15 protein-coding genes are annotated in these 17,485 nt (G+C 58.9%); 4 read left to right on the forward strand and 11 right to left on the reverse strand.

Annotation, left to right across the window (positions count from 1 at the left end; genetic code table 11):
- Positions 1-23 precede the first annotated feature (23 nt).
- The 9 genes from G5306_RS09525 to mscM form a co-directional block, all read right to left on the reverse strand.
- Positions 24-491, reverse strand: coding sequence for a YjiG family protein (locus tag G5306_RS09525; protein ID WP_005335063.1), 468 nt, complete (start codon positions 489-491; stop codon positions 24-26).
- Positions 488-1,216, reverse strand: a complete 729-nt coding sequence (locus tag G5306_RS09530; RefSeq protein ID WP_320545889.1) for a nucleoside recognition domain-containing protein — start codon at positions 1,214-1,216, stop codon at positions 488-490. The genes G5306_RS09525 and G5306_RS09530 overlap by 4 nt, the downstream gene beginning before the upstream one ends.
- A gap of 252 nt (positions 1,217-1,468) precedes the next feature.
- Positions 1,469-1,825, reverse strand: a complete 357-nt coding sequence (frdD, locus tag G5306_RS09535) for a fumarate reductase subunit FrdD (protein WP_040066869.1) — start codon at positions 1,823-1,825, stop codon at positions 1,469-1,471.
- A 10-nt stretch (positions 1,826-1,835) separates the two neighbouring features.
- Positions 1,836-2,234 (reverse strand): hypothetical protein, encoded by a 399-nt coding sequence (locus G5306_RS09540; RefSeq protein ID WP_005335058.1) that lies wholly within the window; start codon positions 2,232-2,234, stop codon positions 1,836-1,838.
- 16 nt (positions 2,235-2,250) lie between these two features.
- Positions 2,251-2,985 (reverse strand): succinate dehydrogenase/fumarate reductase iron-sulfur subunit, encoded by a 735-nt coding sequence (locus tag G5306_RS09545; protein ID WP_005335057.1) that lies wholly within the window; start codon positions 2,983-2,985, stop codon positions 2,251-2,253.
- Positions 2,978-4,762: a fumarate reductase (quinol) flavoprotein subunit gene (frdA, locus tag G5306_RS09550; RefSeq protein WP_047437968.1), complete on the reverse strand. Its 1,785-nt coding sequence runs from the start codon at positions 4,760-4,762 to the stop codon at positions 2,978-2,980. Before frdA ends, G5306_RS09545 begins: the two co-directional genes overlap by 8 nt.
- 509 nt (positions 4,763-5,271) lie before the next feature.
- Complete coding sequence (locus G5306_RS09555) at positions 5,272-7,149, reverse strand: methyl-accepting chemotaxis protein (protein WP_257691287.1); 1,878 nt, start codon at positions 7,147-7,149, stop codon at positions 5,272-5,274.
- 153 nt (positions 7,150-7,302) lie between these two features.
- Positions 7,303-7,986 (reverse strand): glycerophosphodiester phosphodiesterase, encoded by a 684-nt coding sequence (locus tag G5306_RS09560; protein ID WP_270656437.1) that lies wholly within the window; start codon positions 7,984-7,986, stop codon positions 7,303-7,305.
- A 24-nt stretch (positions 7,987-8,010) separates the two neighbouring features.
- Entirely contained in the window at positions 8,011-11,292 is a 3,282-nt protein-coding gene (mscM, locus tag G5306_RS09565) for a miniconductance mechanosensitive channel MscM (RefSeq protein ID WP_320545892.1), read from the reverse strand.
- Between the two features lie 155 nt (positions 11,293-11,447).
- On the opposite strand from mscM, the gene G5306_RS09570 reads away from it, so the two are divergent.
- On the forward strand, positions 11,448-12,785 hold the full coding sequence (locus G5306_RS09570) for an MATE family efflux transporter (protein WP_160882464.1): 1,338 nt from the start codon (positions 11,448-11,450) through the stop codon (positions 12,783-12,785).
- An 88-nt stretch (positions 12,786-12,873) separates the two neighbouring features.
- On the opposite strand, the gene G5306_RS09575 is transcribed toward G5306_RS09570, so the two are convergent.
- Positions 12,874-13,695 carry a peptidoglycan DD-metalloendopeptidase family protein gene (locus G5306_RS09575; protein WP_421312785.1) on the reverse strand — a complete coding sequence of 274 codons (822 nt, stop codon included), beginning with the start codon at positions 13,693-13,695 and terminating at the stop codon, positions 12,874-12,876.
- A gap of 302 nt (positions 13,696-13,997) precedes the next feature.
- On the opposite strand from G5306_RS09575, the gene G5306_RS09580 reads away from it, so the two are divergent.
- Positions 13,998-14,777 carry a BPSS1780 family membrane protein gene (locus G5306_RS09580; RefSeq protein ID WP_320545893.1) on the forward strand — a complete coding sequence of 260 codons (780 nt, stop codon included), beginning with the start codon at positions 13,998-14,000 and terminating at the stop codon, positions 14,775-14,777.
- 66 nt (positions 14,778-14,843) lie between these two features.
- Here G5306_RS09580 and G5306_RS09585 read toward each other — a convergent pair whose 3' ends face one another.
- Positions 14,844-15,743, reverse strand: a complete 900-nt coding sequence (locus tag G5306_RS09585; RefSeq protein WP_167573451.1) for a LysR family transcriptional regulator — start codon at positions 15,741-15,743, stop codon at positions 14,844-14,846.
- 126 nt (positions 15,744-15,869) lie between these two features.
- On the opposite strand from G5306_RS09585, the gene G5306_RS09590 reads away from it, so the two are divergent.
- Both G5306_RS09590 and G5306_RS09595 read left to right on the forward strand, forming a co-directional pair.
- Positions 15,870-16,730 (forward strand): Vmh family MBL fold metallo-hydrolase, encoded by an 861-nt coding sequence (locus tag G5306_RS09590; protein ID WP_421312815.1) that lies wholly within the window; start codon positions 15,870-15,872, stop codon positions 16,728-16,730.
- A gap of 73 nt (positions 16,731-16,803) precedes the next feature.
- Positions 16,804-17,448: a DsbA family protein gene (locus G5306_RS09595; protein WP_216953053.1), complete on the forward strand. Its 645-nt coding sequence runs from the start codon at positions 16,804-16,806 to the stop codon at positions 17,446-17,448.
- The last annotated feature ends 37 nt before the right edge of the window (positions 17,449-17,485 follow it).

Consider the following 17,485-nt stretch of genomic DNA (forward strand, 5'->3'; position numbering starts at 1 on the left):
CTTGCTCCACTATCAGGTTCGGGTCAGAGAAGGATGTTCATCACCAGCATGGCGCCGAAGGCGTTGAGTACCGAGATGGCGACCATGATGGGGATGTAACGCCCTTCGGTGCCGATGCAGCCGAGGATGCGGCCCATGTACTGCACCTGGGAGCCCATCAGGTAGATGGCTGGCGCCAGAATGGCGATGTGAGTGCCGTTGAGGATCCCCTGATCGAACAGGGTGATGACCACACCGACCGCGCCGCCCATCGACATCCAGGCGCCGATCAGCACGGCTGCCGCCTCACCGGGCAACCCGAAGATGGCCATGACAGGGGAGAAGATGGCGCCCATGGCATCCAGCGCGCCGGTGATCTGCAGCGCCTTGATGATGACGAAGGCCATCAGTACGTTGGGTACGGTGGAGGTGGTGGCGATGACCCAGCCCTTCTTGGCTCCTTCGACGAAGATATCGGTAACGATGGGTTTCTTGATGTTGGCCTGGCTCATTTGGCTTGCTCCTGAGTGTTGAGGGTCTGCTGGGTGTTGTTATCGGTCTGCTTGCCTTCGCTCATATTGAGGTAGACCCGGAACAGGTTGGCCCCGACAAATTTGAAGGCGAACATCACGATGACAGCCAGACCGATGGAGGAGCTGACCGCCGGGCTGCCATCCGCCAGCGTCAGGGTGAATAGCACGGCGCCGGAGGAGAAGAAGTTGACGATGGTGGCACCAGCGGAGAACTGGAACATGGTGAACACGTCGGTTTCACGCTTGGTGATGAGTCCTTCATCCTTGAGCTGACGGGTCATGGCGGCGCCGGCATCGGTACTCTGCAGGGAGGCGATCAGTGCCAGACCTGTATTGCCCGGGATCCCCATCAGCGGACGCAGCAGCGGGGTCAGCAACTTGCGGGCCGCTTCCAGCGCGCCGTAGTGTTCCAGCACATTGATCATACCGAGGGCAAACATCACGGTGGGGATCAGGGTCAGGGCAAACAAAAAGCCATCGCGAGCGCCGTTGCCCCCCTTGCCGCGCATGTCGGTCATGGCGGTCTTGATGCCGTCACCATTCTCGCTGACGCTCTGCACCATGGTGCCGAACGAACCGTTCAGCGTGGTGAAATCGAATACCCCGTACCACTCGCCGGATTGCAACAGTCCGGAGAAGAAGACCACGGCGAAGGCCAGTGCCAGGTAACTGCCTATGCTCACCGAGCGTGTTTTTTCTGTCATTAGCTAGCTCCATATGAATAATTATTTAATCTGAATAATTATAATTGATATGGATGTCACTAAATTGATGGTGGTCAAAATGGTTTGCTACAAATGACGAATGTATTGGTGTTATGTGACAGTGATCGCCATATGCTTGGACGATAATCTGGTTTATATCGAATTATTTGAGTGAGTAAAAAGCAGAGGCGGGATAGCGGGGCAATAAAAAACCGGGCACTTGGCCCGGTTTGGTCAATCAGTCAGATGTGATTACTGGAGTACCAGTACCATCAGCAGGCCGACGGTAATGGCAGATACCAGGAAGGCAAAGCCATAGAACACATAGTGGTGCAGCTTGGTGGTGTGGATCCCCAGATCGTGCAGACCGTGGTAGATACGGTGCATACCGTGCCAGACTGGCAGGGCGATGATCACCAGCAGGATGCAGGCACCCCACCAGGAGCTGGCGAACGCGTGCACGCGGTCATAGCTCATGGTTTCCACGTCCATGATGCCCATGGGCACCAGCAGACCGGTGATGAGGACAATGACCGGCAGCAGCATGGCAACGACCATGCCACCCGCACCAAACAGACCCCAGTAAATTGGTTCGTCAGAACGTCTCATTGTTTTCTCCTCAGGCCACGATGATCAGGACAAGCAGGGACACCACCGCCAGCGCCACATACTGGGCGAGAACGATCGGCTTCTCCGGTACCAAGTCTTCACCACGGAAGATACGCATGGCTTTCGGCGCCAGGGCGAACCAGGTTTTGGCATGGAACAGGCACGCCGCCAGAGCGACGACATGGAACAGGATGGCGATCGGGCTTTGCAGGGATTCCAGCCAGCCGTTGAACGCTTCCTGACCCTGAACCAGGCGCATCAGGCCCCACATCAGCACAACGGCGTAGATGGAGACGAAGATACTGGTGCCTTCACGGATCATGTAACCGGTGTAGAAGGCGTTCTTCAGCCACCAGTCTTTCTTCATTTCGCGGACGTAAGGTTTACGTTTGCTATCAGTGTTGTTCATGGTCTCAATCCTGCTCTCAATCTGGCTTGAACATGGCGATCATGTAGTCCTTGGCGCTTTCGACCTTGCCAAGCTGGATGGCCGCCGCCGGATCGACGCCTTTCGGGCACACTTCGGAGCAGTAGCCCACGAAGGTACAGCCCCAGACGCCTTCGTCCTGGCTGATGATGCGCATACGCTCTTTGGCGCCGGCATCACGGTTGTCGACGTTGTAGCGATAGGCCAGAGCCAGTGCCGCCGGACCGGTGAACTTCTTGTTGATGCCGTACTGCGGGCAGGCCGCGTAGCAGAGACCACAGTTGATGCACTGGGAGAACTGCTTATACTGCGCCATCTGGGCCGGAGTCTGGATGTACTCGCCATCACACAGGCTGCGCGGCTCGCTCGGGATGATGTACGGCTTGATGCTCTCCAGCTTCTCGATGAAGTCGGACATGTCGACCACCAGATCGCGCTCGATCGGGAAGTTGTTGAGCGGCTCGACGGTCATCTTGCCCGGCAGATAGTCGCGCAGGAACGCCTTGCAACCCAGCTTGGGCACACCGTTGACCATCATGCCGCAAGAGCCGCAGATCGCCATCCGGCAGGACCAGCGGAAGCTCAGGGTAGAGTCCAGGTGATCCTTGATGTACTGCAGGGCGTCCAGCAGAGACATCTCTCTCTGGTATGGCACCTGGAAGGTTTGCATCCAGGGCTCGTTATCCTGTTCCGGACGGTAGCGCAGGATCTCAATTTCAATCATCTCAGCCATTCTTCTTAGCCTCGTCTTGTTTCTCACCCTCGGAGCCGTATACGCGTTTCGCCGGCTGGGACTTAGTGATCTTCACATCGGAGTAATCGATGGAGGGCGTTTCGCCATTTTTGTAGAACGAGAGCGTGTGCTTGAGGAAGTTCACGTCATCGCGCTCTTCGTAACCATCCAGACGCTGGTGGGAACCGCGGGACTCTTTACGATTGATGGCGGAGTGCGCCATGGCTTCAGCCACGTCCAGCATGTAACCCAGTTCGATGGCGTACAGCAGATCGGTGTTGAAGACAGAGGACTTGTCGTTGATCTTGACCTTCTTGTAACGGGCTTTCAGCTCGTTGATCTTGTCAATGGTGCCCTGCATCAGCTCTTCGGTACGGTAGATACCGACACCGGCTTCCATGGACATGCCCAGCTCGTTGCGGATATCGGCCGGGTTTTCGGTACCATCTATGTCCATCAGGGAGAGGTGCTGCTTGATGAGCGCCTCGGCCTTGGCGGCTAGCGCTTCGGTGTTGCCATGCTTCTGGGTCTTGGCGAATTCACCGGCCTGTTCACCAGCCAGCTTGCCGAACACCACGATCTCGGACAGGGAGTTGGAACCCAGACGGTTGGCACCGTGCAGACCGACGGAGGCACATTCGCCCGCGGCGTAGAGGCCGGGCAGACGGGTGGCACACTTGTTGTCAGTCTCGATACCACCCATGGTGTAGTGGGCGGTCGGACGTACCGGGATAGGCTCTTTGGCCGGATCCACGTTGACGTAGGCTTTGGCCAGTTCGCAGATGAACGGCAGACGCTCTTTCAGGTACTTCTCGCCAAGGTGACGCAGGTCGAGGTGAACCACATCGCCCATCGGGCCCTGAATGACGCGGCCTTTCTGCTGCTCTTGCCAGAATGCCTGGGAAACGCGGTCGCGCGGACCCAGTTCCATGTATTTGCTCTTCGGCTGGCCGATCGGCGTTTCCGGGCCCAAGCCGTAGTCTTGCAGGTAGCGGTAGCCATCCTTGTTGAGCAGAACGCCACCCTCACCACGACAACCTTCGGTCATCAGGATGCCGGTGCCCGGCAGACCGGTCGGGTGATACTGGACAAACTCCATATCACGCAGCGGTACGCCGTGACGGTAGGCCAGTGCCATGCCGTCGCCGGTGACGATGCCACCGTTGGTGTTGTAGCGATAGACACGGCCAGCACCGCCGGTTGCCACGATCACGGATTTGGCCTGGATGAAGCGGGTGATACCGTTCTGGATGTCGAAGGTCAGTACGCCCTGAACGCGGCCGTCGTCCACGATCAGATCAAGACAGAAATGCTCGTCGAAGCGCTTGATGCTCGGGTATTTGACGGAGGTCTGGAACAGGGTGTGCAGAATATGGAAACCGGACTTGTCTGCGGCGAACCAGGTACGGGGAACCTTCATGCCACCAAACGGACGCACGTTGGCTTTGCCATCCGGCTTGCGGCTCCAGGGGCAACCCCAGTGCTCCAGCTGGATCATCTCTTTGGTTGCGTTGTTGACGAAGTATTCCACTACGTCCTGCTCGCACAGCCAGTCACCACCGGAGACGGTGTCGTTGAAGTGGTTTTCGAGGGAGTCGTCATCACGGACGACACCGGCGGCGCCGCCTTCGGCAGCAACCGTGTGGCTGCGCATCGGGTAAACCTTGGAAATCAGGGCGATGTCCAGGTCTGGCTGTGATTCGGCTATAGCGATAGCGGCGCGTAAGCCGGTACCGCCAGCACCGATGATGGCCACATCGGTCTTGATAATATCCACATCTGCCTCCTTAGGGATAGATTTGCTGGGCACGATTTTGCTCTATGAAAAAAATTCAGGCTTGATGCAAGTCAAACTGCTAGGTTTTATTCCCTTTTTATTGGTTATTTTTCTATAAAACACCCAAATCCCTGGATGAAAATGTCGTTATTATCGTCATTTTTTGGTGTTACTGAGCAGTTGAACACCTAGCTACGAGTACTTTAACTTCTGGATTGTACGTAGTTTTCTTTCAATAAAATGCGAATCACCTCTCTTTTTAGGTACTCGCGAAAAAAATTTTAAGTTTTTTATTGTAATTTTTTAATGAGAATTATTGGCATTTATCTATTCGGATAGAAATAGGTAATCCGAAGTGCGGCGGTGACCACGGCGGTGATCTGATAATTCCAGACGAATCACAAGGATTTCAAGGCGGGGTATTTGGCGGGTGATGTGAGATTACTCACTGAAAATTAAGCGCTATTTAGAAAAATAAAAGGGGCCTGTACGGCCCCTTTTGCTCATCCTCAAATGCGGAACATACCGACCTGATTGCTCAGTTCACCCGAAATATTTTTAAGTTGTTCAGAGAGATGGCGTGAGCTGTCTGCATCCACTGCCAGTTCGTCCGAGACATCTTTCACCGCCTGAATGTTGCGGCTTACCTCGTCGGTGACGGCCCGCTGCTCTTCAGCCGCGCTGGAGATCTGGGTCGCCATGTCGGAGATCTGGTTGATCGAGGTGGTGATCTGTTCCAGCGCGTGGGTGGCGTTGTTGGCGTCATCCACGCTGTTCTGGGCCAGCAGCTGGCCTTCGTGCATGGTGCTGACCGCTCCCTGGGTATTGCGTTGCAGGGTTTCGATCATATTGCGGATCTCGACGGTGGAGCTGTGGGTACGCTGTGACAGGACGCGCACCTCGTCGGCTACCACCGCAAAGCCGCGGCCCTGTTCACCGGCACGTGCCGCTTCGATGGCGGCGTTGAGTGCCAGCAGGTTGGTCTGCTCGGCGATGCCCTGAATGGTGGAGAGGATGGTGTTGATCTCCTGAGCGTTTTTCTCCAGTTCCTGAATGATGTTGGAGGCCTGTTCCACCTGGGTGGCCAGATCGGTGATGGAGCGCTGGTTGCGGGCGATCACCTGCTTGCCATGCTCGCAACTGCTGGAGGAGCTGCGGGCCGCTTCGGCGGTCTGCTCGGCGTTGCTGGCGACCTCGACCGCGGTGGCCGACATCTCGTGTACTGCAGTAGCGATCTGGGAGATTTCGTTTTGCTGACGTGCCAGCCCCTGATTCGCCTTCTCCGCCATGCTGTGGGAGGATTTGGCCTGCTGATTAAGCTGGGTCGAGGAGTTGGAGATATCCTGCACCATCACATGGATCCGGTCGATGAAGGTGTTGACGTGCTTGGCAACTGCGCCCACCTCGTCTTCCCGCTCTATCTTGATGCGGCGGGTCAGATCACCGTTGCCGCGTGAGAGATCGGCAATCGCTTCGCCCAGGGTTTTCAGGGGGGCCAGCGAACCATTGATGGCGACATAGGAGAAGCCAGCCACGATCAGTATGGTGATAAGCCCCTGGATGAGGGAGGAGGTGACCATGCTGCGCACCGACTGATAGGCGGTCTCCTCATCCACCATCATGCCGTAATACCAGTTGGTATTGGGGATTGCGTTGAAGTCAAATACCTCTTTCTTGCCACTGATTACCAGCTCGTTGATTGCGCCGTCATGGGCGATCTGGTTGATATAGGAAGCAGTCAATTCAGGGGCCAGGGCGGTGGCAGATTTGAGACTCAACGAGGCATCAGGGTGGGCGATGATGGTGCCATTACTGTCTACCAAAATGGCGTAGGTGCCCTCGGTGGTGACGGCCAGAATATCCGAGATGAGGGCGCTTATGGATACGTCACCGGCGATGACTCCCTGAGTGTTGCCGCGCTGGAACGGCTCGGCAATGGTGACAATCAGTTGTCCGGTAGAGATATCCGCATAAGGGGCAGTGATGACCAGTTTGCCAGCTGCCATTGCATCCTTGTACCAGGGGCGTTGACGGGGGTCATAACCGGCAGGGAGGTTGGTGGGCTTGCTCTGGATCATCTTGCCATCGGCAGTACCGGCATAGACCAGGTCGAATCCACCTGCATTCATGGATTGGGCCAGATGGCTGATGGGTTCATCCTCTTTGGTGAAAGCCTCCTTGGTGGTGCTGACGATGGCGATACGGGAGTCAACCCAGCGGGAGATCCCCTTGACGTTGGCCATGGAGCTTTCGTCGATGATATTCCAGACCAGTCGCTGGGTCTCGCTGCGCAGTTGCGAGGTGTTGTACCAGACCTGTATCCCGGTGATCACCAGAATGATGACCCCGATAGCCAGGACCAGCTTGTTTTTAATCGATAAGTTCATAGTTACATCCTTGTGAGCGTCAGTCTGAGTGTGTGGAAACTGGTTATTGTTATGTGCCTGTTCTTATCGGCTGAAGTTGAACTCTTTGTATCCCGGTCAGCTATTTAAAGTTAGTGCCTAAATCAGTGGTTATCCATGTGCGTATCCCCCCCCTCACTGCGCCAGAAAACGATCTGGTCGATTGGTGAAGATTCCATCGACCCCCATGCTAGAGAGCGTTTCATAATCTTCTGGATAATCAACGGTATAAACCAGAACTTTGAGCCCCCGGCGATGGGCATCATCGACCAGCGCGGCGTCGATGAAATCAACATCGCAATTGATGGACCAGGCCCCCAGCTCGTCGGCAAACTGCGCCAGGTTGAGCGGCAGGTTAGCGGTCAGGGCACCGAGCCGGATATCGGGCCGCAAGGCGGCAAATCGGGCCAGCTCCGGGTGATGGAAGGAAGAAACCACCCACTGCCCGGGAGTAAAGCCCAGCTCGGCCTCTGCCCGTCGGGTCAGGGCTGCCACCGCATCGGCGGTATGGGCGCCCTTGAGCTCGATATGCAGCTCGCAGCGTCCGTCGATGATCTCCATCACCTGCCACAGGGTCGGGATCACCTCTCCCTCACCGGCATCGAGCTGCTCCAGATAGGAGCGGGATTGCTCGGTCAGCACCCCCTTGCCATTGGTGCAGCGCTCCAGCCGACGGTCGTGGAAGACCCACAACTCGCCATCGGCCGCCTGCACGTCGATCTCGATGGCTGATGCTCCCAGCTCCAGCGCTTGTGCCATCGCCTTTAGGGTGTTCTCCGGTGCCAGACCGCTGGCGCCACGATGGGCAATAATCTGCATGTTCTGCTCCTTCTACCTCGCGGATCAGCCGCGGCTCAGGTGAATGTCGATCTGTTGATGGGGCAGGGTAAGTCCCTGCTGCTGCATCTTCTCCAGCACCAGCGAGTGAACCTCGTGAGTGATGGGCATTCGATGATCCATGTTGTTGACGTAGAGGCGGATCTCGTAGATCAGCGCCGAGTCGGTGAATTCGATCAGGAAGACCTCGGGCGTCGGTGTTTCCAATACCAGGGTCGATGCCTGGATGGACTCTTCCAGAATGCGCTGCACCAGTTTCGGATCCCGGGTCAGGCCGATCCGGATCCGCAGTTTGACCCGGGTGATGGCATCGGAGAGCGACCAGTTGATGAACTGTTCGGTGATGAAGGCCTTGTTGGGCACGATGATCTCCTTGCGATCCCAATCCACTATGGTGGTGGCCCGGGTCTTGATCTTGGTGACGGTGCCGGTGAGATCGCGGATGGTGACGGTGTCACCGAGCCGGATTGGCTTCTCAAACAGGATGATGAGGCCGGAGACAAAGTTGGCGAAGATCTCCTGCAGACCGAAACCCAGCCCCACCGAGAGGGCTGCGACCAGCCACTGGGTCTTCGACCAGTCGATGCCCAGCATGGAGAAGCCGGTGAGGGCGCCGATCAGGATCACAAGGTACTTGCTGGTGGTCGTGAGGGCAAAGCCGGTACCGGGGGAGAGACTGAGGTGTTGCAGCAGGGTCAGCTCCATCAGCCCCGGCAGGTTGCGGGCAGTCACCACGGTCAGAATGAAAACGAAGGCGGTCAGCATCAGATCCTGCAAGGTGATGGCCGAGAGCTGCTCGATGCCGCCAATCTTGCTGCTCACCTGCCACACCTCGATATTGCTGAGGAAGCTGAAGGCGGAGTTGAGATCTGACCATTGCACTACCACCAGCATGGTGAAGCCCAGCATCAGCAGGGTGCGCACCAGTCCCAGCGACTGGGCGCTGATGGTATCGAGATCCAGCTCAGTCTCTTCCACCACGTCTGGGGTCTCGGAGCTGAGCTCGTCATGCCCCTCTTCCCGGCCGCGCTGGGCCAGGATCTCGGCCCGCTTGCTCTTGGCGCGCTCGAAGGCGAGGCGGCGGCGCTGGATCAGCATCCAGCGTCTGGCCAGATAGTAGACCAGCAGGCAACCCAGCCCCATCAGCAGGCTAAGCTCCAGCTGGCGCAGCAGGGTGCGCGAGGTATAGAAGTAGCCAAACAGGGCGCCAATCACCGCCAGCAGCGGCGCCAGCATCAGGCTGTTCCAGATGAAGTGGTGCAGCAGATGGGGCTTGGTCATGTCGGTCTGGCCCCAGGTGAGTGGCAGCCGCTCCCGGTTGAGGCGGGCAAAGAAGAGCAACAGCCAGAGTGCACCGATCATGAAGGCCATCCGGCCGAGGGAGTCGTAGAAGGCGTGCTCCTGATAGCTGTTGGCCATCCCCTGCACAAAGAAACTCGGGATCAGCACCAGCAGCAGGGTGCGAAACTGCCCCCACACCTTTTGCACCTGTTCCCGGGGCCAGCGGAAGTGGTGGATCAAAATCCCCCTCTCCAGTGTCAGATGGCGGGCCATCACCAGCGCCAGCAGCAGAAACCAGATCTCGCCAAGACCGCGCGCCACCGCCACCGCAAACGGGTATTGCCAGGCCCCTTCGAGCAGGCCGCGCACCATCAGTACCATGGCGGGCAAGGGGAGGGCGGCAAGCAGGGAGCGCAGCAGCAAGCGGCTGGTGAGGCTGAATTTGTCCTGGGTCACCTTGCCGATCCGCGGCGCAATATGGTCGCAATAGAGGCTCAGGTGACGGGCCAGCTTGAACCAGCTCCAGGCCAGCACCAGCAGCCCAATACCGGCCAGCGTGAGGCTCAGCGGGCTATTTTCGGCGATGGCGTAGGGCAGTTGCAACCAGTTGTCCGGGTTGAAGGCCAGGGTTAGCGCGGCAGGAATACCGAGCATCACCTGTGGGGTAAAGGGGCGCACATCCGGCATCCAGAACAGGTGGCTGGCGCTTATTCCGCGGATCTCGTCGATCTTGCTGTTCTGGCGGCTGTAGAGCAGTTTGAGGCGGGTCTGCTCCTGAATGAGGGTGTCTGAGGCGTCGTTGAGCCGGGTCAGCAGTTGGCGCCGGGCCTTGAGCAGGTTGTCGAGCACCGCTTGCTGCGGCCGATCCAGCGTCACCTCCTCTTCGGCCATCAGCTTGTCGCGCAGCTGACGGGTATCCTTGAGCCCATCCTGCTCGCTCTCGTACTGGTACTTGGCCATGCGGGCGCTGACGATGGCGGACTCCAGCTTGTCGAGGGGGAATTGGGGAGGCAGATCGGAGAGTTTGCTGCGCAGGTTCTCGCCGTAGGCATTACTGATCTGCAGCCACTCCAGCTGTTCGCGTACCGAGTTGACCAGCTCATTCAGTTCAAACAGATTCTTGTCGACGCTGCGCTGCTCATCCTGCACCCGCTCAATCTGATCTTCCAGTGTGCCGAGCTGGATGGAGAGCGCCTGATTCTGCTGTTGCTGCTCCAGCAGCAGCGGCATGTCGGTGGTGAGTTGTTTGCGCAGGCGCTCGCTCTCCTCCAGCGCCTGCTCGGTCTTCTCCCTACGCAGCTGGTTCTGCTGGGTCAGCAGGCTGGCTTGCCACTCATCCTCGTCGGCGATGGCCAGATTGAGCTCCTGCAGTTTCAGCTTGCCGAGATCGTTGCGCTGCTGGGCAGAGAGCTGCTCCAGCTCCAGCATCTGGATCCGGTCGGAGAGGCTCTGCTCCTTCATTCTGGTCAGCAGCAGCTGTGCCTCCTGTTGGCGATCCGATTCGCTGCTGAAGCTCAGTCGCTCCAGCTGGCTGCGGGTCAGTTGCAGCTGTTTGCGCAGATCGTCCACCCGCAGGTGATACTCCTGCCCGGTGCTCTCCAGCTGGTTGAGGCTGTCCATCACCCCCTGCCGCTCCTTGCGCAGGTTGAGCTGGCGGTTGCTGCTCAGGCCAATGGCCTGGCGCAGCGCCTCCTCCTTGAGGCTCGCCAGCGGCGGGCGAGCGGCGGGCTGATAGTTGTGCAGGCTCTCCTTGAGGCGCGCCGACTCCTTGGGGTAATCGATAAGGATCTGCTGATAGGCTTTGCTCTGCTCCCGGTAGCGCTCGGCCTCTCTGGCAAATTGCAGCGCCTGCTGGTAGCTCTCCCGCAGCTTCTGGTTTTCCGGGGTATCGCTCTTGGGCACGCTCTGCAACAGGGATTCGGCCTGGGCAATGGCATCGTCGGCGCGCACGGTTGGCGGCAACAAGAGAAGGGAGAGCAGCAAGAGGGTGAGCAGGCGTTGCAACATGAGGCTCGTTTCCGTTCAGAAGAGGTGGCCCTAGCCTAAAACAGGGCAGGGAGGCGGGTAAAGCAGTCTATATTAATGATTCATAACACAAATAACAGGAAGTCGTGCTGCCGTTTCGCTATGATCCCGGCCGCTTTCTCTCCACCGAGTCGAATATGTCAGCTGTTGATCTGGGCACAGCCCCGCTATCTCGCCTTTTCTGGCGTTACGTAACCCCGACCGTGGCGGCCATGCTGATCACTGGCATCTATGTCACCATCGATGGCATCTTCGTTGGCCATGTGCTGGGTCAGGATGGCATGGCCGGTCTGATGCTGGCTTATCCCATCTGCGCCGTGCTCTATGCGGTGGGGGCGCTGATCGGCATGGGGGCCTCGTCGCTGGTCTCCTTCTATCTGGGGCAGGGCAACCCGGCCAAAGCCCGCCATATCGTCGGCAATGCCCTGGTGATGGTGTTGCTTGCCTCGGCACTGCTCAGTTTTATCGGGATCCGTTATGGCGAGCCCATGCTGGCCTGGATGGGGGCGGAGGGGGAGATCTTCACCGCCGGGCTCTCCTACCTGCAGGCCTACGCCTGGCTGGGCGTCTTTGCGGTGCTGTCGATGGCGTTCAGCTCGCTGCTGCGCAACGATGGCCGCCCCGGATTTGTCACCCTCATCATGGTAGTCGGGGGGTTGCTCAACGTGCTGCTCGACTATCTGTTGATGGTAGTGTTTCCGTTCGGACTGGCCGGGGTGGCGACGGCCACTATGCTTTCCCAGGCGGTGACGGGCCTTGCCTGCCTGTGGCACTTCTTCACACCGCGTAGCCAGCTGCGGATAAGTTGGGACACCTTGCGCCCCGATCTGCGGCTGATGGGCGAGACGGTGCGCCTCGGGATCTCCAGTTTTCTGATGTACCTCTATTTATCTGTGGTGCTGGCGCTGCACAACAAGGCGTTGCTGGCGGTCGGCACTTCGCTGCATGTGGCGGCCTACGGGGTGATCAGTTACACCGAGGCCTTCTTCTATCTGGTGTTTGAGGGGATCGCCATGGGTATCCAGCCCATCGCCAGCTTTAATGCGGGCGCCGGTCACTGGCGGCGGGTGCTGCGGATCCGCAATCTGGCACTCGGAGTGACGTTGGGGATCGCCCTGTGCGCCATGATCCCGCTCTATCTGTGGCCGGAGGCGGCGGTCTATCTGTTTGCAGGGGACAACGCCACCCTGCTGCCGGTGGCGAGCCTCGGGATCTGGCTCTACTTCTGGGGGCTGCCGATGGAGGGTTTGCTGCTGGTGGGGGCCACCTACTTCCAGGCCATCAATCGGGCCCGCATCGCCTCCCTGCTCACCGGCGGCAAGCTGGTGCTGATTGGCGGTTTTTTGTGGGGTTTCTCGACCCTGTGGGGTGTGCCCGGGGTCTGGCTTGCATTGCCAACGTGCAGCTCGCTGCTGGTGTTGGTGATGTGGCGGGCGATGCGTCGGGAGTCCGGCGCCCACGCACTGGCCGAATAGACAATCAGGTTCGACGTACAGATAGCAGACAGGCAGCCATGGGCTGCCTGTCTTGTTAGAGGTTTTTTTGTTAACGGGCTCTGCCGATTCAGGGCTTGAAGGCGCCGATAAAGATGGCGGGATCGACCCGGGTGTCGTTGAGACTGACGTTCCAGTGCATATGGGGGCCGGTAGCGCGGCCGGTCGAACCGACTCGCCCGACGATGCCGCCACGCGGCAGGCTCTGACCGAGCTTCACATCGATCTTCGACATGTGGCAGAACATGCTGATGAGCCCCTGACCGTGGTCGACAAAGACGGTATTGCCATTGAAGAAGTAGTTGCCGATCAGGATCACCTTGCCTGCGGCGGGGGACTTGATCGGGGTGCCGGCGCCCACGGCGAAGTCGAGGCCGGAGTGGGGGGTGCGCTCCTCGCCATTAAAGAAGCGACGCAGGCCAAACGGGCTGGAGAGGGGGCCGTTGACCGGCTTGTCGAACAGCAGGTTGCTCGGCTGGTTGGGGCTGAAGGTCTGGTAAGCCCGGGTCTGCTCCGCCAGCTCTCGGTTGATGCGGGTCATATCCTCGGCGAGCGGATTGACCTGACGGCTGTTCTTGAGCTTGATGTGCTGCTCGCGGTAGTGCTTGGGGGTCACGGTGAAGCCGAGAGTACGGCCATCACCTGTGGTCAGTTGCTGGGCGCCGGGCGTGCTTTTCAGAGAGATGCCGACGATGGCGATCCACTGGTTGTCTTCGCGCACTACCAGCACGGGCTTGTCGTGATAGCGGGCCGTGGGGGCAGTGGGTGACGCGCCAAGAGGGATCACCGCAACGCCACCTGGTACCGGATGGTTGAGCAGGCGACTGATAAAACCCTCGGCCAAGGCCGACTGGCTGGCCAGTAACAACAACAGACAACACACAACTCTCATGACGATACCACTCGATGTTAAAGCGCCCGGGATGGCGGGATGACAACCCCCTGTCCGGCATTCGTCGATCACTAAAGGGTGATCACGGCACGCTGGCCACGACAGGCGCGGCTGGGGAAGGGGGCAGATTGTGCCTCGTTATGGTCGGGGCAGCCAGAGGCGGGGCGTGGCTGACGCCCCTTTTGTGCATAGCTGCGTCAGGTTTTATGTCGTGGTCGGGCCGCTTCGCCATTGAGTCGCCCCCGCCCTGGCTCTAGAATCGGCTTCCGGCACTGATGCCACCGACACTCCGAGGAGACGATATGAACGGATTACCCCCTTTGCGCACCACTCCGGCCCGGTACACGACAGGTCGTGGCTGGCTCTGGGTTCGCAGCGGGTTCGATATCTTCAACAAGGGTATGGGGATCAGCGTGGCCATGGTGTTGGTCTGGTTTATGGTGGGCATGCTGCTGGAGCAACTGCCGGCGGGTGGCCTTATCTCCCAGCTGCTCTACATGGTGTGGGGCGCGGGTTGGGTGGCGGTCGCCGCTCGGGGTTATCGGGGGGAGCCGCTGCAGTTTGCCGATCTCTTCGCCGGTTTTCGCCACAAGCTGACCCCGCTGATGCTAGGCGGTCTGCTGGTGTTGCTGCTGTTCAGCCTGGTGGGCCTCGTCTGTCTCGGTCTGCTCTCCATGTGGGGGCTGCTCCCGCTGCTGACGCAGGATCCCGAGAGCATGGTGGTCTCAGCCAGCCAGTTGCAACAACTGCTGCTGGTATTGCTGGTGGGTATGCTGCTTATCATTCCCGTGCTGATGGGGGTCACCTTTGCTCCGGCGCTGATCTACCACCACGATATCGGCATCATCCAGGCGGTACGGCTGAGCTTCTTCGGCTGCTGGCGCAATATTTTTTCCTTCTTCTGGTGGGGGCTGCTCTCAGCCATTTTGTTGCTGTTTGGCGCTGTGCTGTTGCTGGTAGGTCTGCTGGTGGTGATCCCGGCGCTCAACTACTCCATCTATGTGGCTTATCGGGATATTTTCCTCGACGAGAGTGCGCAGCCGGAAGCGCCGCACTCAGAACCATTCGGATTTGAAGCCTGATCAAGGGATCAGAGTGAAGAAGGGGCCCGCAGCGGCCCCTTCGTTATGTTTGGGTGTGCGGAGTGCTTACTCCTGCCAGATGGGATCCGCCGCCATGCGGGCCAGCAGAAAATCGAGGAAGCTGCGCAGCAGTGGCGACATCTGCTTGCGGGTGGCATACACCCCGTAGACCCCGAGGCGCTTGGGTTGCCAGTCGGTCAGCAGGGGCACCAGTTCCCCACGCTCCAGATAGGGTTGTGCCGAGTAGCGGGGTTGCAGGCTGATCCCGGCACCTTCAAGCGTTGCTTCCAGAAGCAGGTTGGAGATATTGGCGCTCAGGTTACCGCTGACCGGCACTGACTCGGGACCGTCCGGTCCATTGAACTCCCACAGGCTCTTGCCAAAGTAGGTGTAGGTGAGGCAGTTGTGCAGCGCCAAATCCTGCACCTTGTGTGGCATTGGATGACGGGCCAGATAGGCCGGGCTGGCACAGACTACCGAGTGGCAGGTGCCGAGACGACGCGCCACCAGATTGGGGTCGAGGTCGTTGGTGATGCGCACCGCCAGATCGATCCGCTCCTCCACCAGATTGACGGTTCTGTCGAGCAGCAGAATGTCGATGGCCGTCCCCGGGTATTGCGCCAGATAGTCGTTAGCAGCCCCGACCAGCAAGGCTTCCGACAGGGAGTAGCTGCTGGTGATCCGCAGTTGTCCCTTGGGGGCGTCATCCCCCTTCACGGCGATCTGCTCCATCTCTTCGCCGAGGGCCAGCATGGCGCGGGCCCGGTTCAGCGCTTCCTCTCCCGGTCCGGTCAGACTCAGACGACGGGTGGTGCGGTGCAGCAGGCGGGCGCCCATCCAGCTCTCCAGCTCGGCCAGATAGCGCGACACCATGGCGCGCGACATATCCAGTTTCTCTCCGGCGCCGCTCAGGCTCCCCTGTTCGACTACGCTGACAAAGACCTGCAATGCGGTCAGTCGATCCATGTATGGCTCTCTATATGTTCGATATGTGCAACAGTGATGCGCTTTTTATGCTGTATTTGCACCTTAAGTGATCCAATACACTGTGTCCATCAAATGAACCCCCGAATACTTAATGAGGAATAGATGATGAACAACACCCTGATCCGCAACTTGACTCTGGCGACCACCCTGTTGAGTGGCGCCGCACTGGCCGCCCCCCTGAGCGTGACCGTCTACAACCCTGGCGAGAAGGCGATCTTCCCGGTCTCCTCCTCACTGGTGACCGGTGACAAAGAGGCCATCCTGATCGATGCCCAGTTCGACGTGCAAAATGGTCAGGCGCTGGTCGACATGATCAAGAAGAGCGGCAAGAAGCTGACCACTGTCTATATCAGTGCCGGTGACCCCGACTTCTACTTCGGTCTGGAGCCGGTCATGGCGGCGTTCCCGGATGTCAAAGTGCTGGCCGACCAGCATGTGGTTGACCATATCAACCAGACCAAGGATGCCAAGCTGAGCTACTGGAGCCCGATCCTCGGCAAGGGTGCACCGAAGAGCCTGACCGTGCCGCAAGTGATGACCGCCAGCCACCTGACGCTGGATGGCGAGAAGATTGAAATCAAAGAGATGAATACCCCGAATGCCTACCTCTGGGCCCCTTCCATCAAGATTGCTTTTGGTGGTGTGCCGGTCTACCACGGGGTGCATGTCTGGATGGCCGACAGCCAGACCAAAGCGGCTCGCAGCAACTGGGTCAAGGCGCTGGATAACCTGCTGGCCCTGAAACCCGAGCGTGTGGTACCGGGCCACTTCCTGGGCACTGCTCCCAAAGGCACTGCTGCTGTGACCTTTACCCGTGACTATGTAGAGCGTTTCGAACAGGAGCTGGCCAAGGCGAAAAACTCCGGTGAGCTGATTGAGGCTCTGAAGAAAGCCTATCCGGCACTGCCGGTTGACGATGGTCTGGCCATCGGTGCCAAGGTCAATACCGGCGAGATGAAGTGGTAAGCCACTGAGCCTGCTTTCCCTGTGTTTTTACCGGGCCTAAGGGCCCGGTTTTTTATCCGAGATTGAAGTGAGAATGAAGATGAGCGAACAACAAACCACCCTCCATTATGTCTATGACCCGCTCTGTGGCTGGTGCTACGGTGCCGCCCCCCTGTTGCAGGCGGCAGCCACCATTGCTGGGCTCAAGATCGAGCTGCATGCGGGCGGTCTCTGGCTGGGTAGTCGCCGTCAGCCTATGGGCGAGGCATTGCGTGATTATGTGCGCCCCCATGATCAGCGGATCGAGGCGCTGACCGGCCAGCATTTTGGCGAGCGCTACTTTAACGAACTGCTGCTGCGCGAAGGGTGTCTGCTGGACTCCGAGCCGCCGATCCGTGCGGTTTTGGCCGTCACGGCCTTGGGGGGGGATGGGTTGGCCATGTTGCACCGGATCCAGCAATCCCACTATCGGGACGGGATCTGGATTGGTGAGCCGGCATTTCTCGCCACGCTGGCGGCAGAGCAGGGGGTCAGTGAAGACGCGTTCCAGCAAGCCTATCTGCAGGCCCCATTGCTGCAACATCTGGCAGATAGCCAGGGCTGGATGAAACGGCTGGGTGGTCAGGGTTATCCCACCCTTGGGCTGATGCACAAGGGGCGGGTCACGCCTGTACGGGTTGCCGATTTTCTGGGGGAGCCGGATGCTCTGAGCACGCATCTGCTGGCTCTAATGACATGATGGCTGTTATTTGAACACGAGACCGATTCAGGAAAGG

This window comes from Aeromonas sp. 603404 (genome assembly GCF_049171775.1).
Classification (GTDB): Bacteria; Pseudomonadota; Gammaproteobacteria; order Enterobacterales; family Aeromonadaceae; genus Aeromonas; species Aeromonas veronii_A.

What these genes read in the sequence shown, in the direction of transcription:
- G5306_RS09530 (WP_320545889.1), bottom strand. Translation starts at nt 1,216, where the DNA reads ATGACAGAAAAAACACGCTCGGTGAGCATAGGCAGTTACCTGGCACTG.
- G5306_RS09555 (WP_257691287.1), bottom strand. Translation starts at nt 7,149, where the DNA reads ATGAACTTATCGATTAAAAACAAGCTGGTCCTGGCTATCGGGGTCATC.
- frdD (WP_040066869.1), bottom strand. Translation starts at nt 1,825, where the DNA reads ATGAGACGTTCTGACGAACCAATTTACTGGGGTCTGTTTGGTGCGGGT.
- G5306_RS09575 (WP_421312785.1), bottom strand. Translation starts at nt 13,695, where the DNA reads ATGAGAGTTGTGTGTTGTCTGTTGTTGTTACTGGCCAGCCAGTCGGCC.
- G5306_RS09570 (WP_160882464.1), top strand. Translation starts at nt 11,448, where the DNA reads ATGTCAGCTGTTGATCTGGGCACAGCCCCGCTATCTCGCCTTTTCTGG.
- G5306_RS09590 (WP_421312815.1), top strand. Translation starts at nt 15,870, where the DNA reads ATGAACAACACCCTGATCCGCAACTTGACTCTGGCGACCACCCTGTTG.
- G5306_RS09540 (WP_005335058.1), bottom strand. Translation starts at nt 2,234, where the DNA reads ATGAACAACACTGATAGCAAACGTAAACCTTACGTCCGCGAAATGAAG.
- G5306_RS09545 (WP_005335057.1), bottom strand. Translation starts at nt 2,985, where the DNA reads ATGGCTGAGATGATTGAAATTGAGATCCTGCGCTACCGTCCGGAACAG.
- G5306_RS09525 (WP_005335063.1), bottom strand. Translation starts at nt 491, where the DNA reads ATGAGCCAGGCCAACATCAAGAAACCCATCGTTACCGATATCTTCGTC.
- G5306_RS09560 (WP_270656437.1), bottom strand. Translation starts at nt 7,986, where the DNA reads ATGCAGATTATTGCCCATCGTGGCGCCAGCGGTCTGGCACCGGAGAAC.
- G5306_RS09580 (WP_320545893.1), top strand. Translation starts at nt 13,998, where the DNA reads ATGAACGGATTACCCCCTTTGCGCACCACTCCGGCCCGGTACACGACA.
- G5306_RS09585 (WP_167573451.1), bottom strand. Translation starts at nt 15,743, where the DNA reads ATGGATCGACTGACCGCATTGCAGGTCTTTGTCAGCGTAGTCGAACAG.
- G5306_RS09595 (WP_216953053.1), top strand. Translation starts at nt 16,804, where the DNA reads ATGAAGATGAGCGAACAACAAACCACCCTCCATTATGTCTATGACCCG.
- mscM (WP_320545892.1), bottom strand. Translation starts at nt 11,292, where the DNA reads ATGTTGCAACGCCTGCTCACCCTCTTGCTGCTCTCCCTTCTCTTGTTG.